Origin of the sequence: Euzebya rosea (genome assembly GCF_003073135.1) — a bacterium.
GTDB classification, from domain to species: domain Bacteria; phylum Actinomycetota; class Nitriliruptoria; order Euzebyales; family Euzebyaceae; genus Euzebya; species Euzebya rosea.
This window is the reverse complement of record NZ_PGDQ01000002.1, coordinates 249,410-270,667: the sequence shown is the minus strand read 5'-3', so window position 1 is coordinate 270,667 and position 21,258 is coordinate 249,410. Positions and strand designations below refer to the sequence as shown.

The 21,258-nt window shown below is 71.5% G+C and carries 17 protein-coding genes; 6 read left to right on the top strand and 11 right to left on the bottom strand.

Translation table 11 applies throughout. The annotated features are described in order from the left end of the window. Window positions 1–86 precede the first annotated feature (86 nt). The gene (locus CUC05_RS02875) at window positions 87–572 is read left to right on the top strand and encodes a DUF2752 domain-containing protein (protein WP_108664571.1); all 486 of its coding nucleotides are present in this window, start codon (window positions 87–89) and stop codon (window positions 570–572) included. Window positions 573–651: 79 nt separating this feature from the next. Here CUC05_RS02875 and CUC05_RS02870 read toward each other — a convergent pair whose 3' ends face one another. The 7 genes from CUC05_RS02870 to CUC05_RS02840 all read right to left on the bottom strand — a co-directional run bounded on the left by CUC05_RS02870 (window position 652) and on the right by CUC05_RS02840 (window position 10,086). Further along, a complete protein-coding gene (locus CUC05_RS02870) occupies window positions 652–1,092 on the bottom strand; it encodes a DUF2510 domain-containing protein (RefSeq protein ID WP_108664570.1) in 441 nt (146 codons plus the stop codon). Window positions 1,093–1,158: 66 nt separating this feature from the next. Next, window positions 1,159–1,821 carry a DUF2189 domain-containing protein gene (locus CUC05_RS02865; RefSeq protein WP_108664569.1) on the bottom strand — a complete coding sequence of 221 codons (663 nt, stop codon included), beginning with the start codon at window positions 1,819–1,821 and terminating at the stop codon, window positions 1,159–1,161. A 443-nt stretch (window positions 1,822–2,264) separates the two neighbouring features. Next, a complete protein-coding gene (locus CUC05_RS02860; protein ID WP_157965144.1) occupies window positions 2,265–3,662 on the bottom strand; it encodes a WS/DGAT/MGAT family O-acyltransferase in 1,398 nt (465 codons plus the stop codon). A 150-nt stretch (window positions 3,663–3,812) separates the two neighbouring features. Further along, window positions 3,813–4,964 (bottom strand): hypothetical protein, encoded by a 1,152-nt coding sequence (locus CUC05_RS02855; RefSeq protein ID WP_157965143.1) that lies wholly within the window; start codon window positions 4,962–4,964, stop codon window positions 3,813–3,815. A 136-nt stretch (window positions 4,965–5,100) separates the two neighbouring features. Further along, complete coding sequence (locus CUC05_RS02850) at window positions 5,101–7,272, bottom strand: 3-hydroxyacyl-CoA dehydrogenase NAD-binding domain-containing protein (RefSeq protein ID WP_108664566.1); 2,172 nt, start codon at window positions 7,270–7,272, stop codon at window positions 5,101–5,103. A gap of 36 nt (window positions 7,273–7,308) precedes the next feature. Continuing rightward, on the bottom strand, window positions 7,309–8,520 hold the full coding sequence (locus CUC05_RS02845) for an acetyl-CoA C-acetyltransferase (RefSeq protein ID WP_108664565.1): 1,212 nt from the start codon (window positions 8,518–8,520) through the stop codon (window positions 7,309–7,311). A 72-nt stretch (window positions 8,521–8,592) separates the two neighbouring features. Next, a complete protein-coding gene (locus CUC05_RS02840; RefSeq protein ID WP_157965142.1) occupies window positions 8,593–10,086 on the bottom strand; it encodes an aldehyde dehydrogenase family protein in 1,494 nt (497 codons plus the stop codon). Window positions 10,087–10,173: 87 nt separating this feature from the next. Between CUC05_RS02840 and CUC05_RS02835 the strand changes: the two genes are divergently transcribed. Together CUC05_RS02835 and CUC05_RS02830 are read left to right on the top strand one after the other, a co-directional pair. Further along, window positions 10,174–10,842: a TetR/AcrR family transcriptional regulator gene (locus CUC05_RS02835; RefSeq protein ID WP_170127897.1), complete on the top strand. Its 669-nt coding sequence runs from the start codon at window positions 10,174–10,176 to the stop codon at window positions 10,840–10,842. A 58-nt stretch (window positions 10,843–10,900) separates the two neighbouring features. After that, the gene (locus CUC05_RS02830) at window positions 10,901–12,412 is read left to right on the top strand and encodes a cytochrome P450 (protein ID WP_205712099.1); all 1,512 of its coding nucleotides are present in this window, start codon (window positions 10,901–10,903) and stop codon (window positions 12,410–12,412) included. A gap of 24 nt (window positions 12,413–12,436) precedes the next feature. On the opposite strand, the gene CUC05_RS02825 is transcribed toward CUC05_RS02830, so the two are convergent. The 4 genes from CUC05_RS02825 to CUC05_RS02810 all read right to left on the bottom strand — a co-directional run bounded on the left by CUC05_RS02825 (window position 12,437) and on the right by CUC05_RS02810 (window position 18,271). Next, window positions 12,437–14,638: a protein kinase domain-containing protein gene (locus CUC05_RS02825; RefSeq protein WP_108664562.1), complete on the bottom strand. Its 2,202-nt coding sequence runs from the start codon at window positions 14,636–14,638 to the stop codon at window positions 12,437–12,439. A gap of 122 nt (window positions 14,639–14,760) precedes the next feature. Further along, window positions 14,761–15,189 carry an OsmC family protein gene (locus CUC05_RS02820; RefSeq protein ID WP_108664614.1) on the bottom strand — a complete coding sequence of 143 codons (429 nt, stop codon included), beginning with the start codon at window positions 15,187–15,189 and terminating at the stop codon, window positions 14,761–14,763. 55 nt (window positions 15,190–15,244) lie between these two features. Then, complete coding sequence (locus CUC05_RS02815) at window positions 15,245–16,468, bottom strand: P-loop NTPase family protein (RefSeq protein ID WP_108664561.1); 1,224 nt, start codon at window positions 16,466–16,468, stop codon at window positions 15,245–15,247. 111 nt (window positions 16,469–16,579) lie between these two features. Then, the gene (locus CUC05_RS02810) at window positions 16,580–18,271 is read right to left on the bottom strand and encodes a glutamine--tRNA ligase/YqeY domain fusion protein (RefSeq protein WP_108664560.1); all 1,692 of its coding nucleotides are present in this window, start codon (window positions 18,269–18,271) and stop codon (window positions 16,580–16,582) included. Window positions 18,272–18,344: 73 nt separating this feature from the next. Between CUC05_RS02810 and CUC05_RS02805 the strand changes: the two genes are divergently transcribed. From CUC05_RS02805 to CUC05_RS02795, 3 genes are read left to right on the top strand one after another with little or no spacing between them, the layout of a single operon-like run. Beyond that, window positions 18,345–19,226 carry a GNAT family N-acetyltransferase gene (locus tag CUC05_RS02805; protein ID WP_108664559.1) on the top strand — a complete coding sequence of 294 codons (882 nt, stop codon included), beginning with the start codon at window positions 18,345–18,347 and terminating at the stop codon, window positions 19,224–19,226. Next, window positions 19,223–20,341, top strand: coding sequence for an o-succinylbenzoate synthase (menC, locus tag CUC05_RS02800; protein ID WP_108664558.1), 1,119 nt, complete (start codon window positions 19,223–19,225; stop codon window positions 20,339–20,341). The genes CUC05_RS02805 and menC overlap by 4 nt, the downstream gene beginning before the upstream one ends. After that, a complete protein-coding gene (locus CUC05_RS02795; RefSeq protein ID WP_108664557.1) occupies window positions 20,338–21,249 on the top strand; it encodes a fructosamine kinase family protein in 912 nt (303 codons plus the stop codon). The genes menC and CUC05_RS02795 overlap by 4 nt, the downstream gene beginning before the upstream one ends. The last annotated feature ends 9 nt before the right edge of the window (window positions 21,250–21,258 follow it).

The window sequence follows — 21,258 nt, the reverse complement described above, 5'->3', positions numbered from 1 at the left end:
CGCGCCGGCGCCGGAGTGGTCGTCGCGGGGAGGGGGCGAGTGTAGCGCGGCCGACATGCCCGGTTCTGCCATAGGGTGGCCCCGAGATGCAGGAACCGCCCCCGTCCACGCTGCCCAGGGCCGACGCCGATACGGCGGTCGGGGTCCCGCGCACGCCGGGGTCACGACGCCTGGATCGAGCGCTCCTGCTGGGCACGGGCGCGGTCGGGGTGGGGGTCGTCCGGCTGGTCGACCCGAACGTTCCGGGCACCTATCCCGTCTGTCCGTCGCTGCGGATCTTCGGTGTGTTCTGTCCCCTGTGTGGCGGACTCCGCTCGACCCATGCCCTGGCCTCGGGCGACCTCGCCGACGCGATGGCGAAGAACCCGATGGTGCCGCTGGCGCTGGCGACCCTCCTGCTGGTGCTCGGTGTCCGTGCCCTGCGCCGACGGTTCCCGGTGGCCGGGCCCGGGCCCGTCGGCCGCTGGGCAGCCGGTCATCGGATGATGCTGGTGTGGGCGGGGCTCGTGGTGTTCGTGGCGTTCGGCGTGCTCCGCAACGTCGACGCCTTCGCCGTCCTCGGCCCGCGCTGACGCGCTGACCCACGCTGACGCGCTGACCCACGCTGACGCGCTGACCCACGCTGACGCGCTGACCCCGCTGACCCGGCGGTCAGTACCCCCGGTGGGCGCGCCGGTTGCGGTTGGCCCACTTGCCGATCATCGCGGCGACCAGGTCGGCGTCGTACACGTCCTTCATGACGTAGTGGCGCGGCCCGCCGTACCCGGGGTAGGCCACCTCCACGGCGATGCGGCCGGTGCCACGCTGGTGCTGGCCGGCGTTGCGGGTGACCTCGACGCCGGCGACCCCCCACAGGTACAGCTCGACGACGCGCTTGTGGTTGAGCGGATCGTTGATCCACAGCCGATGGGTGGTCAGGCGGCGCCCGTCGGCTTCCCACATGACCGACTCCTGCGGCGGCAGGGTCGGTTCGCTCGGGGGATCCTCGAAGACCGCGCCGCCGTTGCCGACGCTGGAGGACCACGCATGTCCGTCCCACCAGCGGACCTCGTAGTCGCCGACGGGGTCTGGGTACCAACCTGGTGCGGTCACGAACGTTCTCGCTCACGGTTCCGTGCGGCGGGGATGGCGCTCGGCACACCCCCGCCCGTGCACGGATCAGGGGGCGACGGGCTCGCCCTGCAGGACCCGGTAGGTGTAGGCCTGGCCGATGATGATCACCGGGATGGCCACCAGCAGGCCGACGCCGCACAGCAGCGCACCGACGAACGCCGCGACGATGGTCGCGAGGTAGAAGCCGATCAGCGTGCCCAGGTTCTGGTTGACGAAGGCGAAGGATGCCTTGATGGCCTCCACGGCCGGCAGCTGCTTGTCCAGCGCGAAGTGCACGAAGAACTGGCTGAAGAAGCCGACGATGAGGCCGGGGATGAAGCACAGCAGCGTGCCGACGGCGGTTGCGAGGCCGATGATCAGGCCGCCGAGCAGGATCTGGGGGATCTGGTCGGTGTTCAGCAGCGTGGAGATCTCGATCTGGCGCCCGTAGGTGATCGCCAGGGCCCCACGCGTGATGGCGGCCTGCACGAACACCTGGATCACCCCGCCCAGGAGGGCGGAGAACGCCGAGGACACCAGCAGGAAGACCAGGCCGGCATCGGAGCCGCTGAAGCCGCTCAGGATCGCCCCGGTGATCAGGTTCCAGATGAAGAACACGATCGCCGACACGACCATGAGTCCGAGCAACCCGAGCAGGATCGGTCCGACGTTGGCCTGGAACTTGGTCCACCCGTAGTTGAAGGCGTCACCGACGCTGTAGGGCTTCACGCCCCCGGGGGAGCCGAAGGGTTGTGCACCCCAGCCGCCCTGCTGGGGTTGGGCACCCCATCCCGGCTGTCCCCCCGCGGGTGGTGGCGGCTGCTGCCCCCATCCGGGCTGGCCACCGCTGGGCGGCGGCGGCTGCTGACCCCATTCCTGGCCTCCGGACGGCGGAGGGGGCTGCTGCCCCCATCCCGGTTGACCACCAGGTGGAGGGGGCTGCTGACCCCAGCCGGGCTGGTCACCCGGTGGAGGAGGCTGCTGTCCCCAGCCGGGCTGGTCACCCGGAGGAGGAGGCTGCTGCCCCCAACCCTGGTCGCCGGGGTTGGACGGTGGTGGAGCGTCGCTCAACTGCCTGTCTCCTTGATGCGTACCGCACCGAGGTCCCTCCACGGTGCATCGCCGGCAGCCTATTCCATGACCGCGGTTTCGCGTCGGGCCCCCTGTGGATGTCAGACCGCCGCAAGCTTCTCCAGCACCCGCAGCCCCGAGTCGAGGTGGTCGAGCATGCGCTGCATCTGCGGCAGGGTCCTGCGGCAGGCGGTCAGGCCGAACTGCATCTCGGTGTCGTAGGAGGTCAGGGTGATGTTGAGCGCCTGGCCCTGCTGCAGCAACGATGCCGGATACATGCCCTGCAGCCGTGCCCCGTCGAAGTACCGCGGCTCGCGCGGACCGGGGACGTTGGAGATGACGACGTTGGCCAGCGGCCGTCCACGACCGGCGATGCCGAGCAGCGGACCGATGACGTAGGGGCTGGTGATGGCCACGGCATACCCGACCCGTTCCGACCGGCTCATCGACGCCAGCCGGTCCTTGCCCCGCTGCATCGACGTGCGGATCCGCTCCAGGCGGTCGATCGGATCGGCGATGTCGGTGCCCAGGTCGGCGACGAGGAAGGACAAGGCGTTGCCCTGCGGCCCCTCGTCCTCGGTGCGCACCGACACCGGGATCATGCCGGTGAGGGGTTTGTCGGGCAGGGCCATGTGGTCCAGCAGGTAGGTGCGCAGCGCATGGCTCGACATGGCGAGCGCGACGTCGTTGATGGAGACCCCCAGCGCCCTGGCGACGCCGCTGATCCGCTCGAAGGAGAACCCGTCCGCGGCGAACCGTCGCGAGCCGGTGATCCGCCCGTTGAGCAGGCTGCGGGGCGCCGAGAACGGCATGACCTCGCCCTCCACCCCCCGCCGGGTGGCCTTCGCCTGATCGCGCAGCGTCGCCGCGATCGTGCCCACCGACCGGAGTGGATCCAGCACGCCGGGCTTCTCCCCCGACGTGGGCCGTCGTGCCGGGGGTGTGCTGGAGGGGGTCGTCGCCGAGGTCGAGGCGATCTCCCACGGGGCCGGCATGTCACGGTCGTTCGGGTCGGCGCTGAACATCTTCCGCATGACGCGCATGGCGCCGACGCCGTCGAACATGGAGTGGTGGAACTTGGCGTACATCGCGAACCGCGGCGGGTCACCGTCGTGCTCGGGCTGCAGCCCCTCGATGAGGTGGACCTCCCACAGCGGGCGGTGGCGATCCAGCAGCGTGGAGTGCAGCCGCGAGACCAGGACCAGCAGCTCGCGGACCCGACCGGGTCGCGGGAGCGCGGAGAACCGCAGGTGGTAGTCCAGGTCGATGTCGGGGTCGGGTTCCCAGTCGAACAGGCCGGCCAGCCCGTAGGGCCGGCGCAGCCGGTAGGAGAACGGCGGGGCGAAGTCGGTGGCCGTGCGCAGGCGCTGCCAGGTGTCGTGCAGCCAGGTCGGTGAGGCGTCCGGCGGGTAGTCGAAGACCATCAGGCCGCCGACGTGCTGCGGCGCCTCCCCGCTCTCGATCATCAGCCACGCCCCGTCGGTGATCGGGAGCACCATGCCTGTCCGCCCTTCTGTTGACTGGTCCCGGCAGCCGCACGGCTCGAGGCGACCCCGGTCCGTCAAGTGAACACCATCGGGGCACGCAGGGTGTCGGACACCTCGTGCCCGCATCGCCGGCATGGGTCGTCGGCGACGTGGGCCGCGAAGTCAGCTCCACCACGAGGGGAGGCCGGCGAACCAGCGCAGCTGCTGCGCCAGGTGCTCGGCCTCCTGCTCGGTCAGCAGCCTGCCCCCGAGCGACCCGCCGGGCAGCAGGGTGCTCCACGGCTTGCCGGTGGCCGGGGTGACCCGCAGGACCCAGCTGCGGCTCCGCACCGTCGTGGTGCCGGTGTGGGTGGAGGACGACACGAGGTCCACCGACACCTCGCTGGCCCCGGTGAGGCGCACCGTCGACGTGCCGCGCCGCAGCACCCCGTCCCCGTCGACCTCCAGCCGGAAGCGGGTCGGCCGGATCCAGCCGACCCACGCCACGGCGAACAGCAGCAGTCCGAGCAGGCCCGGGGCCACCGCGGCCGACAGCAGGACGGCGCCGATCCCTGCGTCCCGCTGGCTGGCGCCGGCCACGACCATCAGGACGACGACCACCACCGCGGAGATGGTGACGAACCGGTTGCGACGCCGGACCAGGTCATCGGCCTCGGGGTGCTGCCACGTCCACGACGACTGGTTCGGCTGGTCCCCGACCGCCGGCACACCCGCGCTGGGCTGACCCGCGCTGGGCTGACCCGCGAACGGCTGACCGGCCGACGGCCGACCGACGACGGGCGCTGCCGCCTGTCCGGGTGGCTGCTGCCCCAGCACCGGTGGGCCCACGGCCGACCGTGCCGGCAGGCCGGCGAAGTGCCGGAGGGCGTCGACCAGCTGTCCCGTGTGGGTCGTGGTCAGCGACGGCCCGTTGAAGAGGTACCCGATCCCGCCCGGCAGCGAGACCGGGACCTCGCCGCCGCGGTGCTGGAGCCTGAGGGTCCTGACGCCGTGCTCACCAGCGCCCGCCACGCCGACCTGGACGTCGGTCAGCTCGCCGACCGGATACCAGGACGACTCCCCGTTGGCGATCTCCAGCGCCCCGTTGTCCCACACGCGGATGCGGAACGCCACGGCCCGGGCCAGCCGACGTTCGGCCAGCAGGACGTAGCCCACGACGAGGACGAGGATCACGACGCCTGCCACGACGTCTCCGGTGATGGCCGTCGCCAGGCCCACCGCTGTCCCGATCCCCCCGAGCACGCCGGGGATCCACCGCGCCTGCGGTCCCTCGGTCGCCACCGGATGCGCCCACTCGTACGTCACCGTTGCCACCCCGGAAACGCTACACCCCTCCCCCAGCACCCCCGGCGCCCCTCCCCCAACCCCCAGCGGAGACGCGATCCCGTCGGCCGCCGACGGCACGACGCCCCCGCCACGGGGGCGGGGGCGTCGACCTTGTGTGGAACGACTAGAAGGGAGCAGGCGAGAGGGGCTCGCCGGACTCGGCCTTCGCGACCAGGCTGGCGGGCGGGGTGAACCGCTCGCCGTAGGTGTCGGCCAGCTCCTTGCACCGCGCCACGAAGCCGGTCACGCCGCCCTCGTAGCCGTCGATGTACTGGATGACGCCGCCGGTCCAGGCGGGGAAGCCGATGCCGAAGATCGAGCCGATGTTCGCCTCGGGCACGCTGCGCAGCACACCCTCGTCGAAGCACTTGACCGTCTCGATCGCCTCGCGGAACAACATGCGCTCCTGGATCTCCGTGACGTCGAGCTGCTCCGCTGCGGGCGGGAACATCTCCACGAGGCCGGGCCACACCTGCGTGCGCTTGCCGTCCTCGCCGTACTCGAAGAACCCGGCGCCGGCCGAGCGACCCTCGCGGCCCGCGGCGACCATCTTGCGGAGGACCTCGACGTCGGGCGTGGAGACGACCTCCTCACCCGCGGCACGAGCAGCGTTCTCGTACTCGTCGATGATCTTCAGCGGCAGCGTCAGGGTCAGCTCGTCGACCATCTGCAGCGGCCCGACCGGGTAGCCGGCCATGGTCGCGGCACGGTCGATGCGGGTCAGGTTGACGCCCTCGTCGAGCATCATCATGGCCTCGCCGGTGAACGTGCCGATCACCCGGGAGGTGAAGAACCCACGCGAGTCGTTGACCACGATCGGGGTCTTGCGGATCTGCTGGACCAGGTCGATGGCCTTGGCGATGGTCGCGTCGTTGGTCTTCTCACCGGCGATGATCTCCACCAGCGGCATCTTGTCGACGGGCGAGAAGAAGTGCAGGCCGATGAAGTCCTCCGGCCGGGTCACGCCCTCGGCGAGGATCGTGATCGGGATGGTGGAGGTGTTGGAGCCCAGCACCGCGTCGGGCAGCACCTTCGGCTCGGCCTCGCCGAACACCGCGTGCTTCAGCTCGGTCTTCTCGAACACGGCCTCGATGATGAGGTCGCAACCCTCGAGGTCGTCGTAGCTGTCGGTCGGGGTGATCCGGTCCAGCAGCGCCTGGGCCTTCTCCTCGGTCAGCTTGCCGCGGGACCTGGCCTTCTCCACCAGCTTGACGGAGTAGCTCTTGCCCTTCTCGGCGTTCTCGACGCTGATGTCCTTGAGGACGACGTCGATGCCGACCGACGCGCACTGGTAGGCGATACCCGCGCCCATCATGCCGGCGCCGAGGACCGCGACCTTCGTGGCCTTCCACGGCGGGACGCCCTCGGGACGCAGCGAGCCGGAGTTGATGGCCTGCAGGTCGAAGAAGAACGCCTTGGTCATGTTGCGGCTGACCTGGCCGACGACGAGGTCGACGAAGTAGCGGTGCTCGATCTCCCATGCGCGGTCGATCGGGACCGACAGCGACTCCACGGCCGCCGCCAGGATGTTCAGCGGGGCGGGCATCGGGGCGCCCTTGAGCTGCTTGCGCAGGTTGGAGGGGATGCCCGGCAGCATCTGGGCCAGCTTCGGGTTGGTGGGCACGCCGCCGGGGACCTTGTACTTGGGGTCGTCGAACGGCTGGCTGGACTCGGGGTTGGCGGCGATGAACGCCTTGGCGGCCGGGATCAGGTCGTCGGTGGAGTCCACCAGCTCGCTGATCAGGCCCAGCTCGTGGGCCTTCTCCGCGCGGTACTCCTGGCCCTGGGCCAGGACGTTCATGATGGCGCTGACGACACCCAGCATGCGGGTGATGCGCACCACGCCACCGCCGCCGGGCAGCAGGCCCAGCTTGACCTCCGGCTGGCCGAACTTGGCCTTCGACCCCTTGACGGCGATGCGGTGGTGGCAGGCGAGCGCCAGCTCCAGGCCGCCGCCGAGGGCGGTGCCGTTGAGGGCGGCGACGACCGGCTTGCCGAGGGTCTCCATGCGACGCATGGCGCGGCCGAGCGCGGCCACCTCCTCGTACACCTGCTGGGCGTCGTCGGGCCCGGCGGCGTACATGAGGCGCAGGTCGCCACCGGCGAAGAAGGTTTCCTTGCCGGAGGTCAGGATGACACCGGTGATGTCGTCCTTCTCGTCCTCGAGGCGCTGCACGGTGGCCTGCAACGACGACTGGAAGTCGGCGTTCATCGTGTTCACGCGCTGGTTGGGGTCATCGATGGTCAGGGTGACGATCCCGTCGTCGCCCTTGTCCCAGTTGATGGTGTTGGTCATCGGTGTTCTCGTAGCTCCTGGTGTGAGGGGGCGGCGCTAGACGCGCTCGACGATCGTGGCGATGCCCATGCCGCCGCCGATGCACAGCGTGGCCAGGCCCGTGGACTTGTCGCGGCGCTCGAGCTCGTCGACGAGGGTGCCGAGGATCATCGCGCCGGTGGCGCCCAGCGGGTGCCCCATGGCGATGGCGCCACCGTTGACGTTGGTGCGGTCGTGGTCGATGCCGAGGTCACGCATGGTCTTCAGCGCCACGGCGGCGAAGGCCTCGTTGATCTCCATCAGGTCGATGTCGGCGGCGGTCATGCCGGCCTTGGACAGCGCCTTGCGCGACGCCGGGGTCGGGCCCGTCAGCATGATGGTCGGCTCGCTGCCGGTGACGGCGGCGGCCACGATGCGGGCACGCGGGGTCATGCCGTTGCGCTCGCCGGCGGCCTTGTTGCCGAGGAGGGTCAGGGCGGCACCGTCGACGATGCCGGAGCTGTTGCCGGCGTGGTGGACGTAGTTGATGCGCTCCACGTCGGGGTAGCGCTGCAGGGCGACCTGGTCGAATCCACCCATGGCGGCCTGCGCCTCGAAGGACGGCTTCAGCTTGGCGAGGCCCTCCATCGTGGTGTCGGGCCGGACGTGCTCGTCACGGTCGAGGATGGTCAGGCCGTTGCGGTCCCTGACCGGCACGATCGACTTGTCGAAGTAGCCGTTGGCCTGTGCCTTGCCGGCGCGGACCTGCGACTCCAGGGCGAACGCGTCGACGTCCTCGCGCGAGAAGCCCTCGATGGTGGCGATCAGGTCGGCGCCGATGCCCTGGGGCACGAAGTAGCCGTTGTAGTTGGTCTCGGGGTCCATGGCGTAGGGACCGCCGTCGGAGCCCATGGGGACGCGCGACATCGACTCGACACCGCCGGCCAGGATCATGTCCTCCCAGCCGGAGCGGACGCGGGCAGCCGCCTGGTTGACGGCCTCCAGGCCCGAGGCGCAGAAGCGGTTGAGCTGCACACCGGCGACCTGCTGGGGCCAGCCGGCGGCGATGACCGCGGTGCGGGCCAGGTCCATGCCCTGGTCGCCGACCGGGGAGACCACACCGGTGATGACGTCGTCGATCTCGGCGACGTCGAGCTCGGGGTTGCGCTCGACGACGGCGTCGAGCAGGCCGGTCAGCAGGCTGACGGGCTTGACGGTGTGCAAGGACCCGGAGGCCTTGCCACGACCGCGGGGGGTGCGGATCGCGTCGTAGATGTACACGTCACTCAAGGTGTCGTTCCTTCCATGTATTGCGGGACACGTCGTATCGGGGACAGGGTTCTGGGACAGGAATGGATGGGGTCAGCGGCCGTACAGGACGCCGACGGCCCGGTCGAGGGCACGCGAGACGATCCGGCCGTAGGGCAGCCAGGCCAGCTCGCGCCCCAGCGGGGACCGGTTGGTGACCAGGACGCTGCGTTGCTGGAACTTGCGGATGCCGTCGATGCCGCCGCGGGCACCGGTGCCGGATGCGCCGACCCCACCCATGGGCAGGTGGCCGATGCCGGCGTGCAGCTGCGCGTCGTTGACCGACACGGTGCCGGCGTCGATGCGGCGCGCGATCGCGCGGCCGCGGGTGAGGTCGCGGGTCCACACCGAGGCGGTCAGCCCGAAGGCGGAGTCGTTGGCCAGCGCGACGGCCTGGTCGGCGTCGTGCACGCGCATGACCGGGATGGTCGGGCCGAAGGTCTCCTCGGTCATGCAGTCCATCGTGTGGTCGACGTCGACCAGCACCGTGGGCGCCGGGTGCACCGGGTCCTCGGGCACGCCGCCGGTGACGGCACGTGCCCCCTTGTCCAGCGCGTCGCGGATGTGGGCGCTGACGACGTCGACCTGACCGGGGGCGATCATCGGGGCGACGTCGGTGGTGCCCGGCCCGCTGCCGGGGACGGTCCGCAGCGTCGACACCCGGGCGGCGAGCCGTTCGACGAACGCGTCGTGCACGGCGTCCTCGACGTAGATGCGTTCCGCCGACATGCAGACCTGGCCGCCGTTGAACAGGCCGTAGTGGGTCGCCGCGGCGGCGACGCGGTCGAGGTCGGCGTCGGCCAGGACGATCCAGGGGTCCTTGCCGCCCAGCTCCAGGGAGTACGGGATCGACCGGTCGACGCAGGCGTGGGCGATGGCCCGGCCGGTGGCCACCGACCCCGTGAACTGCACCATGTCGACCTCGGCGACCAGCGCGGCACCGGTGGCCCCGTCCCCGGTCACGCAGGACACCACGTGGTCGGGGGCACCAACGGCGCGGGCCTGCTCGGCGACGACCTCGGCCACCCAGCGGTTGGACAGCGGGGTGACCTCGCTGGGCTTGAGCACCACGGTGTTGCCGGCGTGCAGCGCCGCGACGGCATCACCGAAGGTCAGGGCGACCGGGAAGTTCCACGGGCCGATGGCACCGACGACGCCGTGGGGGCGGTAGGTGGCGACGGCGCGACGGCCCAGCCCCCACACCCCTCGGGTGGACAGCGGCTCGTCGGCGCACGCCGCGGCGGCGTTGGACTCCCAGTGCGCCATCATCGACAGGGTCAGCAGCAGCCCGGCCTGCGCGTCCTCCCAGGCCTTGCCGGACTCGGCGACCAGGACGTCGCGGAGCTCCTCGCGGCGGGCCACGATCTGGCGACGGACACGACGCAGGACCTCGCGTCGTCCCTCGACCCCGAGCGCCGCCCACGACGGCTGCGCCCGACGGGCCTGGTCGACGGCCTTGGCGACGTCGTCAGCGGTCATGACGGGGACACGACCCACCACCCGGCCGCTGGCCGGGTCGATGACGTCCATGACGTCCTCGTCGCTCATCCGCAGTGTCAGTCCCTTGCGAGTCAATGAGACATCATCCATATTCGTGTCTCACCGATGGAGAAGACTACATCCCGGAGGACCCCGATGGCCAGCCCAGAACTGACCGTGGTCACCGCACTGGACGACAGCGAGGCGGAACCCGGCCAGGACGACGAGGTGGCCGACGCGCTGCTGGTGGCGGCTCGCGCACAGATGGAGACCTTCGGCATCCGTCGCCTGCGCATGGACGACGTCGCCAAGCAGGCGGGGTACGGCCGGGCCACCCTCTACCGCCGCTTCGCCACCCGTGACGAGCTGGTGTGGGCCGTCATCATCCGCGAGGTCCGGGCCACCCTGGCCGAGATCGAGGCGGCCATCACCGACCTGGCGACGTTCAGGGACCGGCTGGTCGAGGCGTTCGCCGCCACCGTGGAGAAGGTCCGCACCCACCCGCTGCTGCAGCGCCTCATCCAGATCGAGCCCGACCTGCTGCTGCCGCACCTGACGACGGGGGCACCCGATGCGCTGTCGGTGGCCCGCAAGCCCATGCGTCGGCTGCTGCAGCAGGGCCGCGACTCCGGGGACCTCGGCCCGATCGACCTCGACATCGCCGCGGAGGTCATGATCCGGCTGGCCCACTCCCTGGTCCTGACGCCCGGGGGGCCGATCGAGGCCACCGACCCCGCGGGGCTGCGCAGGTTCGCCGCCACCCACGTCGTGGACCCCCTGCTGCACCTCAGCGCCCTGGCCGGAGGCCCCGCCGCCAGGCCCTGACCCGACTCCGATCGAGGCCTGACCACCCACACGCCACGCTGCAGTCAGGAGCGTCCCCGTGACCGACACCCGCCCGGGATCGACCGCCACCGCCATCCGCACGAGCCTGGAACGGTCGGCGCGCATCGCGCTGCACCGCGCCGCGGCCCGCCTGCCCGGTCCACCCCCGACCATCAGCCGTTCCGGGCCGCTTGCCCCTCCCCCGCCGGGCTCTGGCCTGAAGGCGGTGATGGGCGACTACGGCTATCCGGTCATCGGGTGGGCGGCGAACTGGATGTACGCCAGCCCGATCGGCTGGAGCGACGCCGTCCGCGACACCTACGGCCCGGTGTCCTGGTCGGGCATGTTCACCAAGCGGGTGCTCAACGTCGCGACCGCCGACACGGTGCAGCAGGTGCTGGTCAACCGCGAGGGCCACTGGTCCAACGAACACGGCTGGTCGTGGATCATCGGCCCGTTCTTCCGCCGCGGGATCATGCTGCTGGACGATCCCGACCATCACCGGGACCGGCGGATCATGCAGCAGGCGTTCACCCGTCGTCGGCTGGAGGCCTACCTGGCCCGCCTCGCGCCGGTCACGGCCGCACGGATCGACGCATGGGGATCGGGCCGGCTGCACGCCTACCCCCGGTTGAAGCAGCTGACGCTGGACGTCGCCACCGACGTGTTCCTCGACGAACGGCCCGACGGCCGCGGGCGCACGACGGGCCCGACGATCACCAGGGTCAACCAGGCGTTCATCGACTGCGTGCGGGCAGGCACCGGCGTGGTCCGCGCCGACCTGCCGCTGACCCGCTGGCACCGGGGGCTGCAGGGCCGGGCGCTGCTGGAGGACTGGTTCCGCGACAAGCTGCCCGCCCACCGCGACTCCGACGGGGACGACCTCCTGACGGCCCTGTGCCACGCCGAGTCCGAGGACGGCGAGCGGTTCTCCGACGACGACGTCGTCAACCACATCATCTTCCTGATGATGGCGGCCCACGACACGTCCACGATCACCACCAGCTCGATCCTGTGGTTCCTGGTGCGACATCCCGAGTGGCAGGAGCGGGTCCGCGACGAGTCCCTGGCGACGGGCGGCTCGACCGACGGGGACGTCCTGGACCTGCGGGCGATCGGTGCGCTCACGTCGCTGGACCTCGTGATGAAGGAGGCGCTGCGCATGGTGCCGCCGGTCTTCGCGATGGGACGGATGGCCGTTCGGGACACCGAGCTCGACGGCTACTACGTGCCCGCGGGGACCCCCGCGTCGGTCTCGTCGTTGCCGGTCCACTACGACGCCGAGCTGTGGACCGACCCCCACGCCTTCGACCCCGAACGGTTCGCCGAGGGCCGTCGTGAGGACAAGCGCCACCCGCACGGCTACTTCCCCTTCGGCGGCGGCGCCCACAAGTGCATCGGCATGCACTTCGGGCAGATGGAGGTCAAGACGATCGTCCACCAGCTGCTGCGCCGCCATCGCATCACCGCACCCGACGCCGACCTGTCGTCGGTCGCCGGCGCGTGGGACTGGACGTCGTTGCCCAAGCCGCTGGACGACCTGCCCGTCGTGCTGACGCCGCTCGACTGACACCCCGACCCCGGTGCCGGGCCGTCAGCCGATGCTCACGACCTCGGCGACGCCGGTCGGGGCGGAGTGGGTTGCCTCCAGCGCGCCACCGGCGACCACGACCAGGTTGGTCGCCACGCTGGCGCCCAGGCCGTGTCGGCCGACCAGCAGCGGCGGCAGCTCCCGCCACTCACCCGTGAGGCTGTCGTAGGCCTCGACGTCGTCGAAGACCCCCAGCGGCCGTTCGCCGCCGATGGCGACCACCCAGCCGTCCGCGTACACGGCGGCCAGTCCGCCGCGGGCGGTCGGCATCGGCGCCAGCGTCTCCCACGTGTCGGTCGCCGGATCGTAGCGTTCCAGGTCGGGCAGGTTGGCGTCGGAGGACAGCACCCGACCGCCAACAACGTACATGTACGTGCCGTCAGTGGCGCTGGCGAGGTGTTCGCGAGGCACGGGCAGCGGGGCGACCTCGGTCCACGCCGTGCCGTCGAACACCTCCGTGGTGAGGACGAGGTTGCCGTCCACACCCTGCCCGCCGGTCACGACCAGCAGGCCGCCGACGGACTGTGCGGTCCCGGCCACGCGGGGCTGCAGCAGCGGGGGCAGCTCGACCCACTCATCACCGCGCAGGGCGAAGACACGATCCTGCGTGATCGCCGACAGCAGCGCGCCGTCGGGGGACCAGCCGCCCAGGACGACGATCTCGCCGTCGTGCACCGCGGCCATGTGGTGGTGCAGCGGGACGGGCAGGTCCGGGGCGCTGCGCCAGCTGTTGGTGGCCGCCTCGTAGCCCTCGACGGTCGCGGTGACCCCCTCCTCGGTCAGGCCGCCGGTCACCCAGACGGTGCCGCGCAGCTCCACCGACGGGACCTGCTGGCGGGCCAGCTCCATGGGGCGGACCTCCTGCCACTCCCCCGCCTCGATGCCCGAGGGCTCGTCCGGGGTCTCCTCGCCGGGCTTGGGGGTGGCACCCGGATCGTCCGTCGCGTCGTCGCCGTCGGCAGGGTCACCACCGGAGGGATCGGCGTCCGCATCGTCCGGGTCGCCTGCCACGGTGACGTCGTCGGAACCAGCCCCGGCGGAATCGTCGTCGCCACCGCCCCGACTCAGGAGGAACCCACCTGCGCCGAGGACGACGAGCAGGAGGACACCGAGTCCCACGAGCACACCACGACGCGAGGACGACGGTTCGGGCGGCGTGGCCCATCCGCCGCTGGTCTCCGGCGCGAGGCCCACCGGCGCCGGGAACGGCGACGGCGGCGGGTTGGTCGACGGTGAGCCCGCGGACGGCGACACGGGGACGGGCGCGGCTGCCGACGGTGGCGGCGGCGCAGGGGTCGGTTCGGGCCATCCGGTGGCGGCAGGGGTCCCCGTCACGGCCGTGGCGGGCATCTGGTCGCCCTGCGGCAGCACCAGGGCGGTCCGGCGCAGGCCGACCGCCGCCTGGGCCTGCGCGAGGGCTTCACCGAGCGCTTGGGCCGACGGGTACCGGGCGTTGGCGTCCTTGGCCATGCCGGTCTCCAGGACCCGAGCCATCGCGTCGGGCACCCCACGGGCACGCAGGTCCGGGACGGGGTCACGGGCCACCCGGACGACCATGGCCAGCAGCGACTGGTCGCCCTCGGCGAAGAACGGCGGCGTGCCGGCGACCAGCGTGAAGAGGGTTGCGCTCAGCCCGTAGATGTCGGCAGGGACCTCGGGGCGCTTGCCGTCGAGGATCTCGGGCGCGGCGTAGGCGATCGAGGCCGTGATGACCCCGGTCTTGGTCTGCTCGCCGTCATCGATGCTGGCGATGCCGAAGTCGGCCAGGCGGGGTTCACCGAAGTCGGAGAGGAGGACGTTGGCCGGTTTGAGGTCGCGGTGCAGGATCCCGGCGCGGTGGGCGGTCTCCAGCGCGCCGGACAGCTTGACGCCGAGGTCCAGCACCTCTTCCCATGGGAGCGCCCCGTCCCGCATCAGGCGGTCGGCGAGCGATCCGCCCCGCATGAACTCCATCGCGAGGTACGGCTTGCCGTCGGCGGTGAAGCCCGATGCGAAGACCGGCGTGATGTGCGGGTGGTTGCTGACCTTGCCGAGGGCTTGGCGTTCGCGGTCGAAGCGGCGCAGCGTCCCCTCGTCGGCCAGGGTCAGGACCTTGATCGCGACGGTCCGACCGAACGCGGGTTGTCGGGCGGTGTAGACGATGCCGTAGCCGCCCCGCCCGATCTCCCGCACGTCGTCGAACTCGTCGGTGCCGAGGTCGATCACCCGTCTGCCTCGTTTCGCGACACGCCCGACGCTCCCGATCCCATGGCTGTTTCCCTCCTCGCGGAGTCTATTGGGCGGTGGCCGGCCGGGTGTGCCTCAGGCACAACGACTTCAGCGCATCGTCACGCGTCGTCGATCGACACGGCGACGGGCACTCCGGCCTCGACGGTCCTGCTGACGGTGCACGTCCGGTCGTGGGAGGTGGCGACGGCCCTGGGCAGGATCGCCCGGGCGGCGTCCCCCGCCTCCCCCTCGGGGAACGTCACCCCGAAGGTGAGGGACAGGTCGCGCATGACGTTGCCGCCGTCGTCGCGGTGCTTGTGCCCCTCCGCGACGACCTCGAAGGCCTCGGGTTCGGCGCGGCGACCGGTCACGACGTCGACGTCGACCGCCGAACACCCGGCGATCGCGGCCAGCAGCAGCTCGACGGGGCTCCACAGGTCGTCGTGGCCGCTGCCGAGCTCCATGGTCAGGCCACGGGCGTTGGTCGCGACGTAGCGGCCGGTGTCGGTGCGGGTGAGGGTCACGGAGCGGAGGGACTCATCGGTCATGCCGGCCATCCTGCCTCGTGCCGCCGCCAACCGGACAGGACGAACGGTGCCCTGCCTACGGCCAGGATCCGGCCAGGAACGCCTCGACCGCCGGCGAGCGGAACGTGATCCGACCGGCCTGCCGCCGGATGATCTGGTGCTCGACGTCCAGCGCCCGGGTGGTCGATGCGATCTGGGCAGACCCGGTCCGTCCCACCGCCTGGGCGACCGCGCTGCCCGTCCGTTCGGCGGCACCCAGGCCAGCGGCGGCCGTCAACACCTCCATCTGCAGGTCCGTGAGGCCGTCCAGCCGGCTCTGGACGTACCGCTCGACCTCCCGGCGCACCGTCTGCCACCCGCGATCGCCCTCCTCTCGGGTGATGACGGTCCCCGTGCCCGCGTTCCACGCCCCCTCCCCGGCCAGCTGGAAGAGGAAGGGATCGCCGAGCGACCGACCGATGACGTCCTCGACCACCCCGGTGTCCATGACCACCCGTGCGGTGCCGTCGTCGGTCAGGATGCGCCAGCCGTCGCCCGTGAACGGTGACAGCGCCTCGCGGAGGTCCATGTCGCTGAGTGGCTCCAGCTCGGCGGTACGGAACCGCCGGGAGAACGTGGCCCCCGACTCGGCCGCATGGCGGTGGAAGTCGGGCAGCCCCGAGAGGTAGATCGCCAGCGGCAGTGCGTCCTCCCGATCGATGCCTGCGACGTCGCGTCGGTGTCGTGTCGCCTCCAGCGCGTCACCGAAGACCGTCAGCAGCTGCGACAGCGGGCCCGGCCGGCCGATGTTCTGGACCTCGTCGACGCGGATCAGCAGCAGGCGTCCCTCCTCCCCCGCCATCGTCGCCATCTCCACGATGACGTCCAGGAGGGTGCGGTAGGCGTTCGGCTGCGGCTGGCCGGCGCGGATGCGCACGCCCCCTGCGGGCAGGCGGACCTCCTCGATCCGGCGGAGCAGACCGTCTGCCGACCGCCCGACGCGCGCATCGGTTCGTCGACTCTCCAGGAAGTCCTGCAGCGACCGGCCGACCAGGTCGAACACGTCGGCGTCCACGGCGACCCGCACCCGAGCGGGCACCCAGTCACCCAGCACAGCGGCGTCGGCGGCGATCCGGTTGATGAGCGCGCTCTTGCCGATGCCGAACTCCCCCAGCACCGCCCGACCGCGTTCGTAGAGGCCGCTGACCCGACGCGGGCGCAGGACATCCCTGAAGTCGGCGATCTCGGGGGCTCGGCCGGCCCAGATCTCGGGGACGCGGTCCGACCCGGGCAGGAACGGGTTGTTGGACGGTGTCCGCATGTCGTCAAGCGTGCGTCAGCCTGCCGTTGGCGTCAAGCTGACGACTCGAGGCCACTTTTCCGTCAGCCTGACGACCCCCTTCGTCCGCGGTCACGCTGACGGCCGCGGGGCTCAGCCGCCCTTCGCCTTGCGCTTCTGGATGTTGCTCCACTCGTCGCGCAGGCCCACGGTGCGATGGAACGTCGCCGGCGCGGCGGGGTCGGCTGCGAAGTAGCCGAGCCGCTCGAACTGGATCACCTCGCCGGGCGGGGTGTCGGCGATCGCCGGCTCGACCTTTGCCGTCACCGTCCGGCGCGAGTCCGGGTTGAGGGCGTCCATCGGGTCGGTGTCGCCCTTCCCGGGGTGCGGGTCGGTGAACAGCCGCTCGTAGAGGTGCACGGTGGCGTCGACGGCGTGCTGGGCGGAGACCCAGTGGATGGTCGACTTGACCTTGCGGCCGTCGGGCGCCTGCCCGCCCCTGGTCTCGGGGTCGTAGGTGCAGCGGACCTCCACCACGTTGCCGTCCTCGTCGGTGATGGCGTCCGTCGCGGTGATGAAGTAGCCGCCGCGCAGCCGGACCTCGCGTCCGGGCGTCAGCCGGTAGTACTTCTTCGGCGGGTCGAGCATGAAGTCGTCCTGCTCGATCCACAGCTCACCGGAGAACGGGACCTCACGGGTGCCGGCGCCGGCGTCCTCGGGGTTGTTGATCGCCTCGAGGTGTTCGACGTGCCCCTCGGGCCAGTTGGTGATGACCACCTTGAGCGGCTCGAGCACGCCCATGCGACGCAGCGCGTGGGTGTTGTGGTGGCGACGGACGAAGAACTCCAGCAGCTCGATGTCGATGACGCTGTTGGTTCTGGCCACGCCGATGTGGTCGACGAACTCGCGGATGGCCTCGGGCGGGTACCCGCGGGTGCGCATGCCGCGGAGGGTGGGCATGCGGGCGTCGTCCCACCCGTCGACCGTCCCCTCCTCCACCAGCCGGCGGAGGATGCGCTTGGACATCACGGTGTGGGTCAGCGCGAGGCGGGCGAACTCGGTCTGCTCGGGCTTGCCGTGGGGCAGGTCGAGGTGCTCCAGGCACCAGTCGTACAGCGGCCGGTGGTCGGTGAACTCCAGGGTGCACAACGAGTGGGTGACCCCCTCGATGGCGTCGGACTGGCCGTGCGCCCAGTCGTAGGTGGGGTAGATGACCCAGTCGTTGCCGGTGCGGTGGTGCTCGATCCGACGGATGCGGTACAGCACCGGGTCGCGCATGGACATGACGGGATGCTGCATGTCGATGCGCGCACGAAGGACCTTGCTGCCGTCGTCGAACTCGCCGGCCCGCATGCGACGCAGCAGGTCGAGGTTCTCCTCGGGGCTGCGGTCGCGGTGGGGCGACTCGACGCCGGGCTGCCCGAACCCGCCGCGCTGCTCGGAGATGGTCTCGGCGTCCTGGTCGTCGACGTAGGCCAGCCCCTTGCCGACCAGGTCCTCGGCCCAGGCGTACAGCTGCTCGAAGTAGTCCGAGGCGTAGACCACCCGTGCCGGCTCGAAGCCGAGCCACGCGATGTCGTCCCGGATGGCGTCGACGTACTCGGTGTCCTCGGCTTCGGGGTTGGTGTCGTCGAACCGCAGGTTGCAGGCGCCGCCGAACTCCTCGGCCAGCCCGAAGTTGAGCTGGATGGACTTGGAGTGCCCGATGTGGAGGTAGCCGTTGGGCTCCGGGGGGAACCGTGTCTGGACGCGACCGTCGTGGACCCCGGCCTGCTGGTCGGCCTGGATCCTCTCGCGAATGAAGTCGGAAGCGGTGGTCGTGGCGTCGTCCGAAGCAGCGGTCATGGCACAAGAAGGTAGCGGTCCCCGCCGCCGGGTCACGTGCCCAGCCGTGCCCGATCAGCAAGGATGCAGGGTGATGTCCACGCCGACCCTCCCCTCCCCCGCGGACGCGGCCACCAGCGCCGGTGTCCGCATCGTGCCGCTCGACGACATGGCGCTGGTCCGTGCCGCCGCACGGCTGATCGACCGGGTGTGGTCGACCAGCGACCTGATGCGCAGCAACCTGATCCGCGCCGTCGAGCAGGCGGGTGGCTACGCCACCGCAGCGCTGGAGGAGGGGTCGGGAGATGTGGTCGGCACCAGCGTCGCGTTCCTGGCCAGCCACGAGGTCGACGGCCACCACCTGCCCACCCTGCACAGCCACATCACGTGCGCCGACGTCCGGTCCCGAGGGGTGGGCCTTGCGCTGAAGGTCCACCAGCGGGAGTGGTCTGCCGCCCGCGGCATCGTGGCGGTCACGTGGACGTTCGATCCCCTGGTGGCCCGCAACGCGTGGTTCAACCTCGGCAAGCTCGGCGCGACCGGGCGGGAGTACCTCGTGAACCACTACGGGGCGATGGACGACGGCATCAACGCCGGGGACGAGTCCGACCGGCTGCTGGCCTGGTGGCCGTCCGGGATCGGGGACACGGCCGGGCAGGCCGGTCCGCTGGGGCGCGACGGCTCGGCGGCCCCGGACCTGGCCGCCGTCCGCCTGCTGGACGTCGGCACGGCCGGCGAAGCGGTCCGGTCGCCCGTCGCCGTCGATGCGTCGTCGGTGCTGCTGGAGGTGCGTGTGCCGCCCAACATCGAGGCGACCCGGCGGGCCGACCCCGACCTGGCGATGCGCTGGCGGATCGCGGTGCGCGAGACGATGGGGCAGGCCATGGCGTCGGGCCATCGGGCCACGGGCATGCGGCGGGACGGGACCTACCTGCTGACACCCGCGGCTGCCGTCAGCGAAGGAGTGGGACGTTGAGGATCGAGGCCATCGAGCTGCGGCGGGTCGACATCCCGCTCGTCACGCCGTTCCGCACGTCGTTCGGGACCCAGGACAGCCGCGACTGCGTGCTGGTCCGCGTGGTCACCGACGCCGGGGAGGGGTGGGGCGAGTGCGTGACGATGCCGTGGCCGCTGTACTCCGCGGAGTCCACCGACGCGGTCATCCCGCTGGTGCGGACGCATTTGGCGCCCCGCCTGCTGGGGGTCGAAGGGGTCGGGCCGCGGGACGTTGCCCGCCTGCTGGCCCCCATCCGCGGCCATCGCATGGCCAAGGCGGCGCTGGAGTCGGCGGTGCTCGACGCGTGGCTGCGTGCCGCCGGGCAGAGCTTCGCCACCTTCCTCGGCGTGGCCGTCGACCGGGTGCCGTGCGGGGTGTCGGTGGGCATCCACGATCGCACCGACGCGCTGGTCCGGACCGTCGGCGGCTACCTCGACGAGGGGTACGTGCGGATCAAGCTGAAGATCGAACCGGGCAACGACCTGGCACCGGTCGCGGCGGTCCGTGAGTCCTTCGGGGACGACGTCCTGCTGCAGGTCGACGCCAACGCCGCCTACGAGCCGGGCGACATCCCGCTGCTTCGTCGCCTGGACGCCCACGACCTGCTGCTGATCGAGCAGCCCTTCGACGAGGAGCGCCTGCTGGCCAACGTCGACCTCCGGGCCGCCATCGCCACGCCCGTGTGCCTGGACGAGTCGGCCCTCTCGGCGCAGGTGGTCGCCGACGCCATCCGCCTGGGCGCCGTCGACATCGTCAACATCAAGGCCGGGCGGGTCGGCGGGTACCTGGAGGCCGCACGGATCCACGACCTGTGCGTCGCCCATGGGGTGCCGGTGTGGTGCGGCGGCATGGTCGAGACGGGGATCGGCCGGGCGGCCAACGCCGTCCTGGCGGGTATGCACGGGTTCTCGCTTCCGGGCGACAACTCGGGGTTCGACCGGTTCTACGCCACCGACATCGTCGCCGACCCCCTCCGCATGGTCGACGGCCACCTGCCGGTCCCCACCACACCGGGCATGGGGTTCGAGGTGGACCTCGACGCGGTCGAGGCCGTGACCGTCGAGCGGGCCCTGCTGGAGGCCCCGTCGGGGTGAGCGTCGTGTCCGGCGCCTCCGACCTGCGACCAGCCATCGCGAGGGCCGTGGGGGTGGACGTCGGGGCGGTCACCGACGTGCGTCCGACCGCTGGAGGTGACGTCAGCCGCGCGTCCACCGCGGTCGTGGCTGGCCAACGCTGCTTCGTGAAGCACGTCGATCCGCCGGTACCCGGCCTGCTGGCGTCCGAGGCAGCGTCCCTGGACTGGCTGGCCGAGCCGGCAGCCATCACCGTCCCCCGTGTCGTCGGAGTCGCAGACGTCCACGGCGGAGACGACACACACCGGGGCGCCGGGCCGGCCGTGCTGGTGCTGGCGTTCGTGGAGGCCGGCCGGCCGGCGGTGGACCACGACGAGGCGCTCGGGCGAGGCCTGGCAGCGCTGCATCGTGCGGGTGCGGACGCGTTCGGGGCGTCGTGGGCCGGCTTCGTCGGCACGGTGCCACAGCCCAACGAGCCGACCGGGACGTGGGCGGACTTCCTGGGCACGAAGCGGCTGTGGCCGACAGCGCTGATCGCCGACGAACGGGGTGCCCTGCCGCCGGGAACGCTGGACGCGCTCGAGGGGCTGGTCGACCGGCTGCCGGACCGGCTGGGGCCGCCCGAGCCACCCGCGCGGCTGCACGGCGACCTGTGGGGCGGCAACGCCATGGTCGGCACCGACGGTCTGCCGGTGCTGGTCGACCCGGCGTCCTTCGGCGGCCATCGCGAGGTCGACCTGGCGATGATGCGGCTGTTCGGCGGGTTCGGCTCGGGGGTGTTCGACGCCTACGACGAGGTGTTCCCCCTCGCGGACGGCAACGCCGATCGGGTGGAGCTGTACCAGCTGCATCCGCTGCTGGTCCATGCGGCGATGTTCGGTGGCGGCTACGGCCGACGAGCCCGCGCGACGATCGACCGATACCGCTGAAACGCCCAC

Coding starts and splice junctions, on each gene's coding strand:
- CUC05_RS02875 (WP_108664571.1), top strand. CDS start 87: ATGCAGGAACCGCCCCCGTCCACGCTGCCCAGGGCCGACGCCGATACG.
- CUC05_RS02860 (WP_157965144.1), bottom strand. CDS start 3,662: ATGGTGCTCCCGATCACCGACGGGGCGTGGCTGATGATCGAGAGCGGG.
- CUC05_RS02850 (WP_108664566.1), bottom strand. CDS start 7,272: ATGACCAACACCATCAACTGGGACAAGGGCGACGACGGGATCGTCACC.
- CUC05_RS02840 (WP_157965142.1), bottom strand. CDS start 10,086: ATGAGCGACGAGGACGTCATGGACGTCATCGACCCGGCCAGCGGCCGG.
- CUC05_RS02835 (WP_170127897.1), top strand. CDS start 10,174: ATGGCCAGCCCAGAACTGACCGTGGTCACCGCACTGGACGACAGCGAG.
- CUC05_RS02820 (WP_108664614.1), bottom strand. CDS start 15,189: ATGACCGATGAGTCCCTCCGCTCCGTGACCCTCACCCGCACCGACACC.
- CUC05_RS02815 (WP_108664561.1), bottom strand. CDS start 16,468: ATGCGGACACCGTCCAACAACCCGTTCCTGCCCGGGTCGGACCGCGTC.
- CUC05_RS02810 (WP_108664560.1), bottom strand. CDS start 18,271: ATGACCGCTGCTTCGGACGACGCCACGACCACCGCTTCCGACTTCATT.
- CUC05_RS02805 (WP_108664559.1), top strand. CDS start 18,345: ATGTCCACGCCGACCCTCCCCTCCCCCGCGGACGCGGCCACCAGCGCC.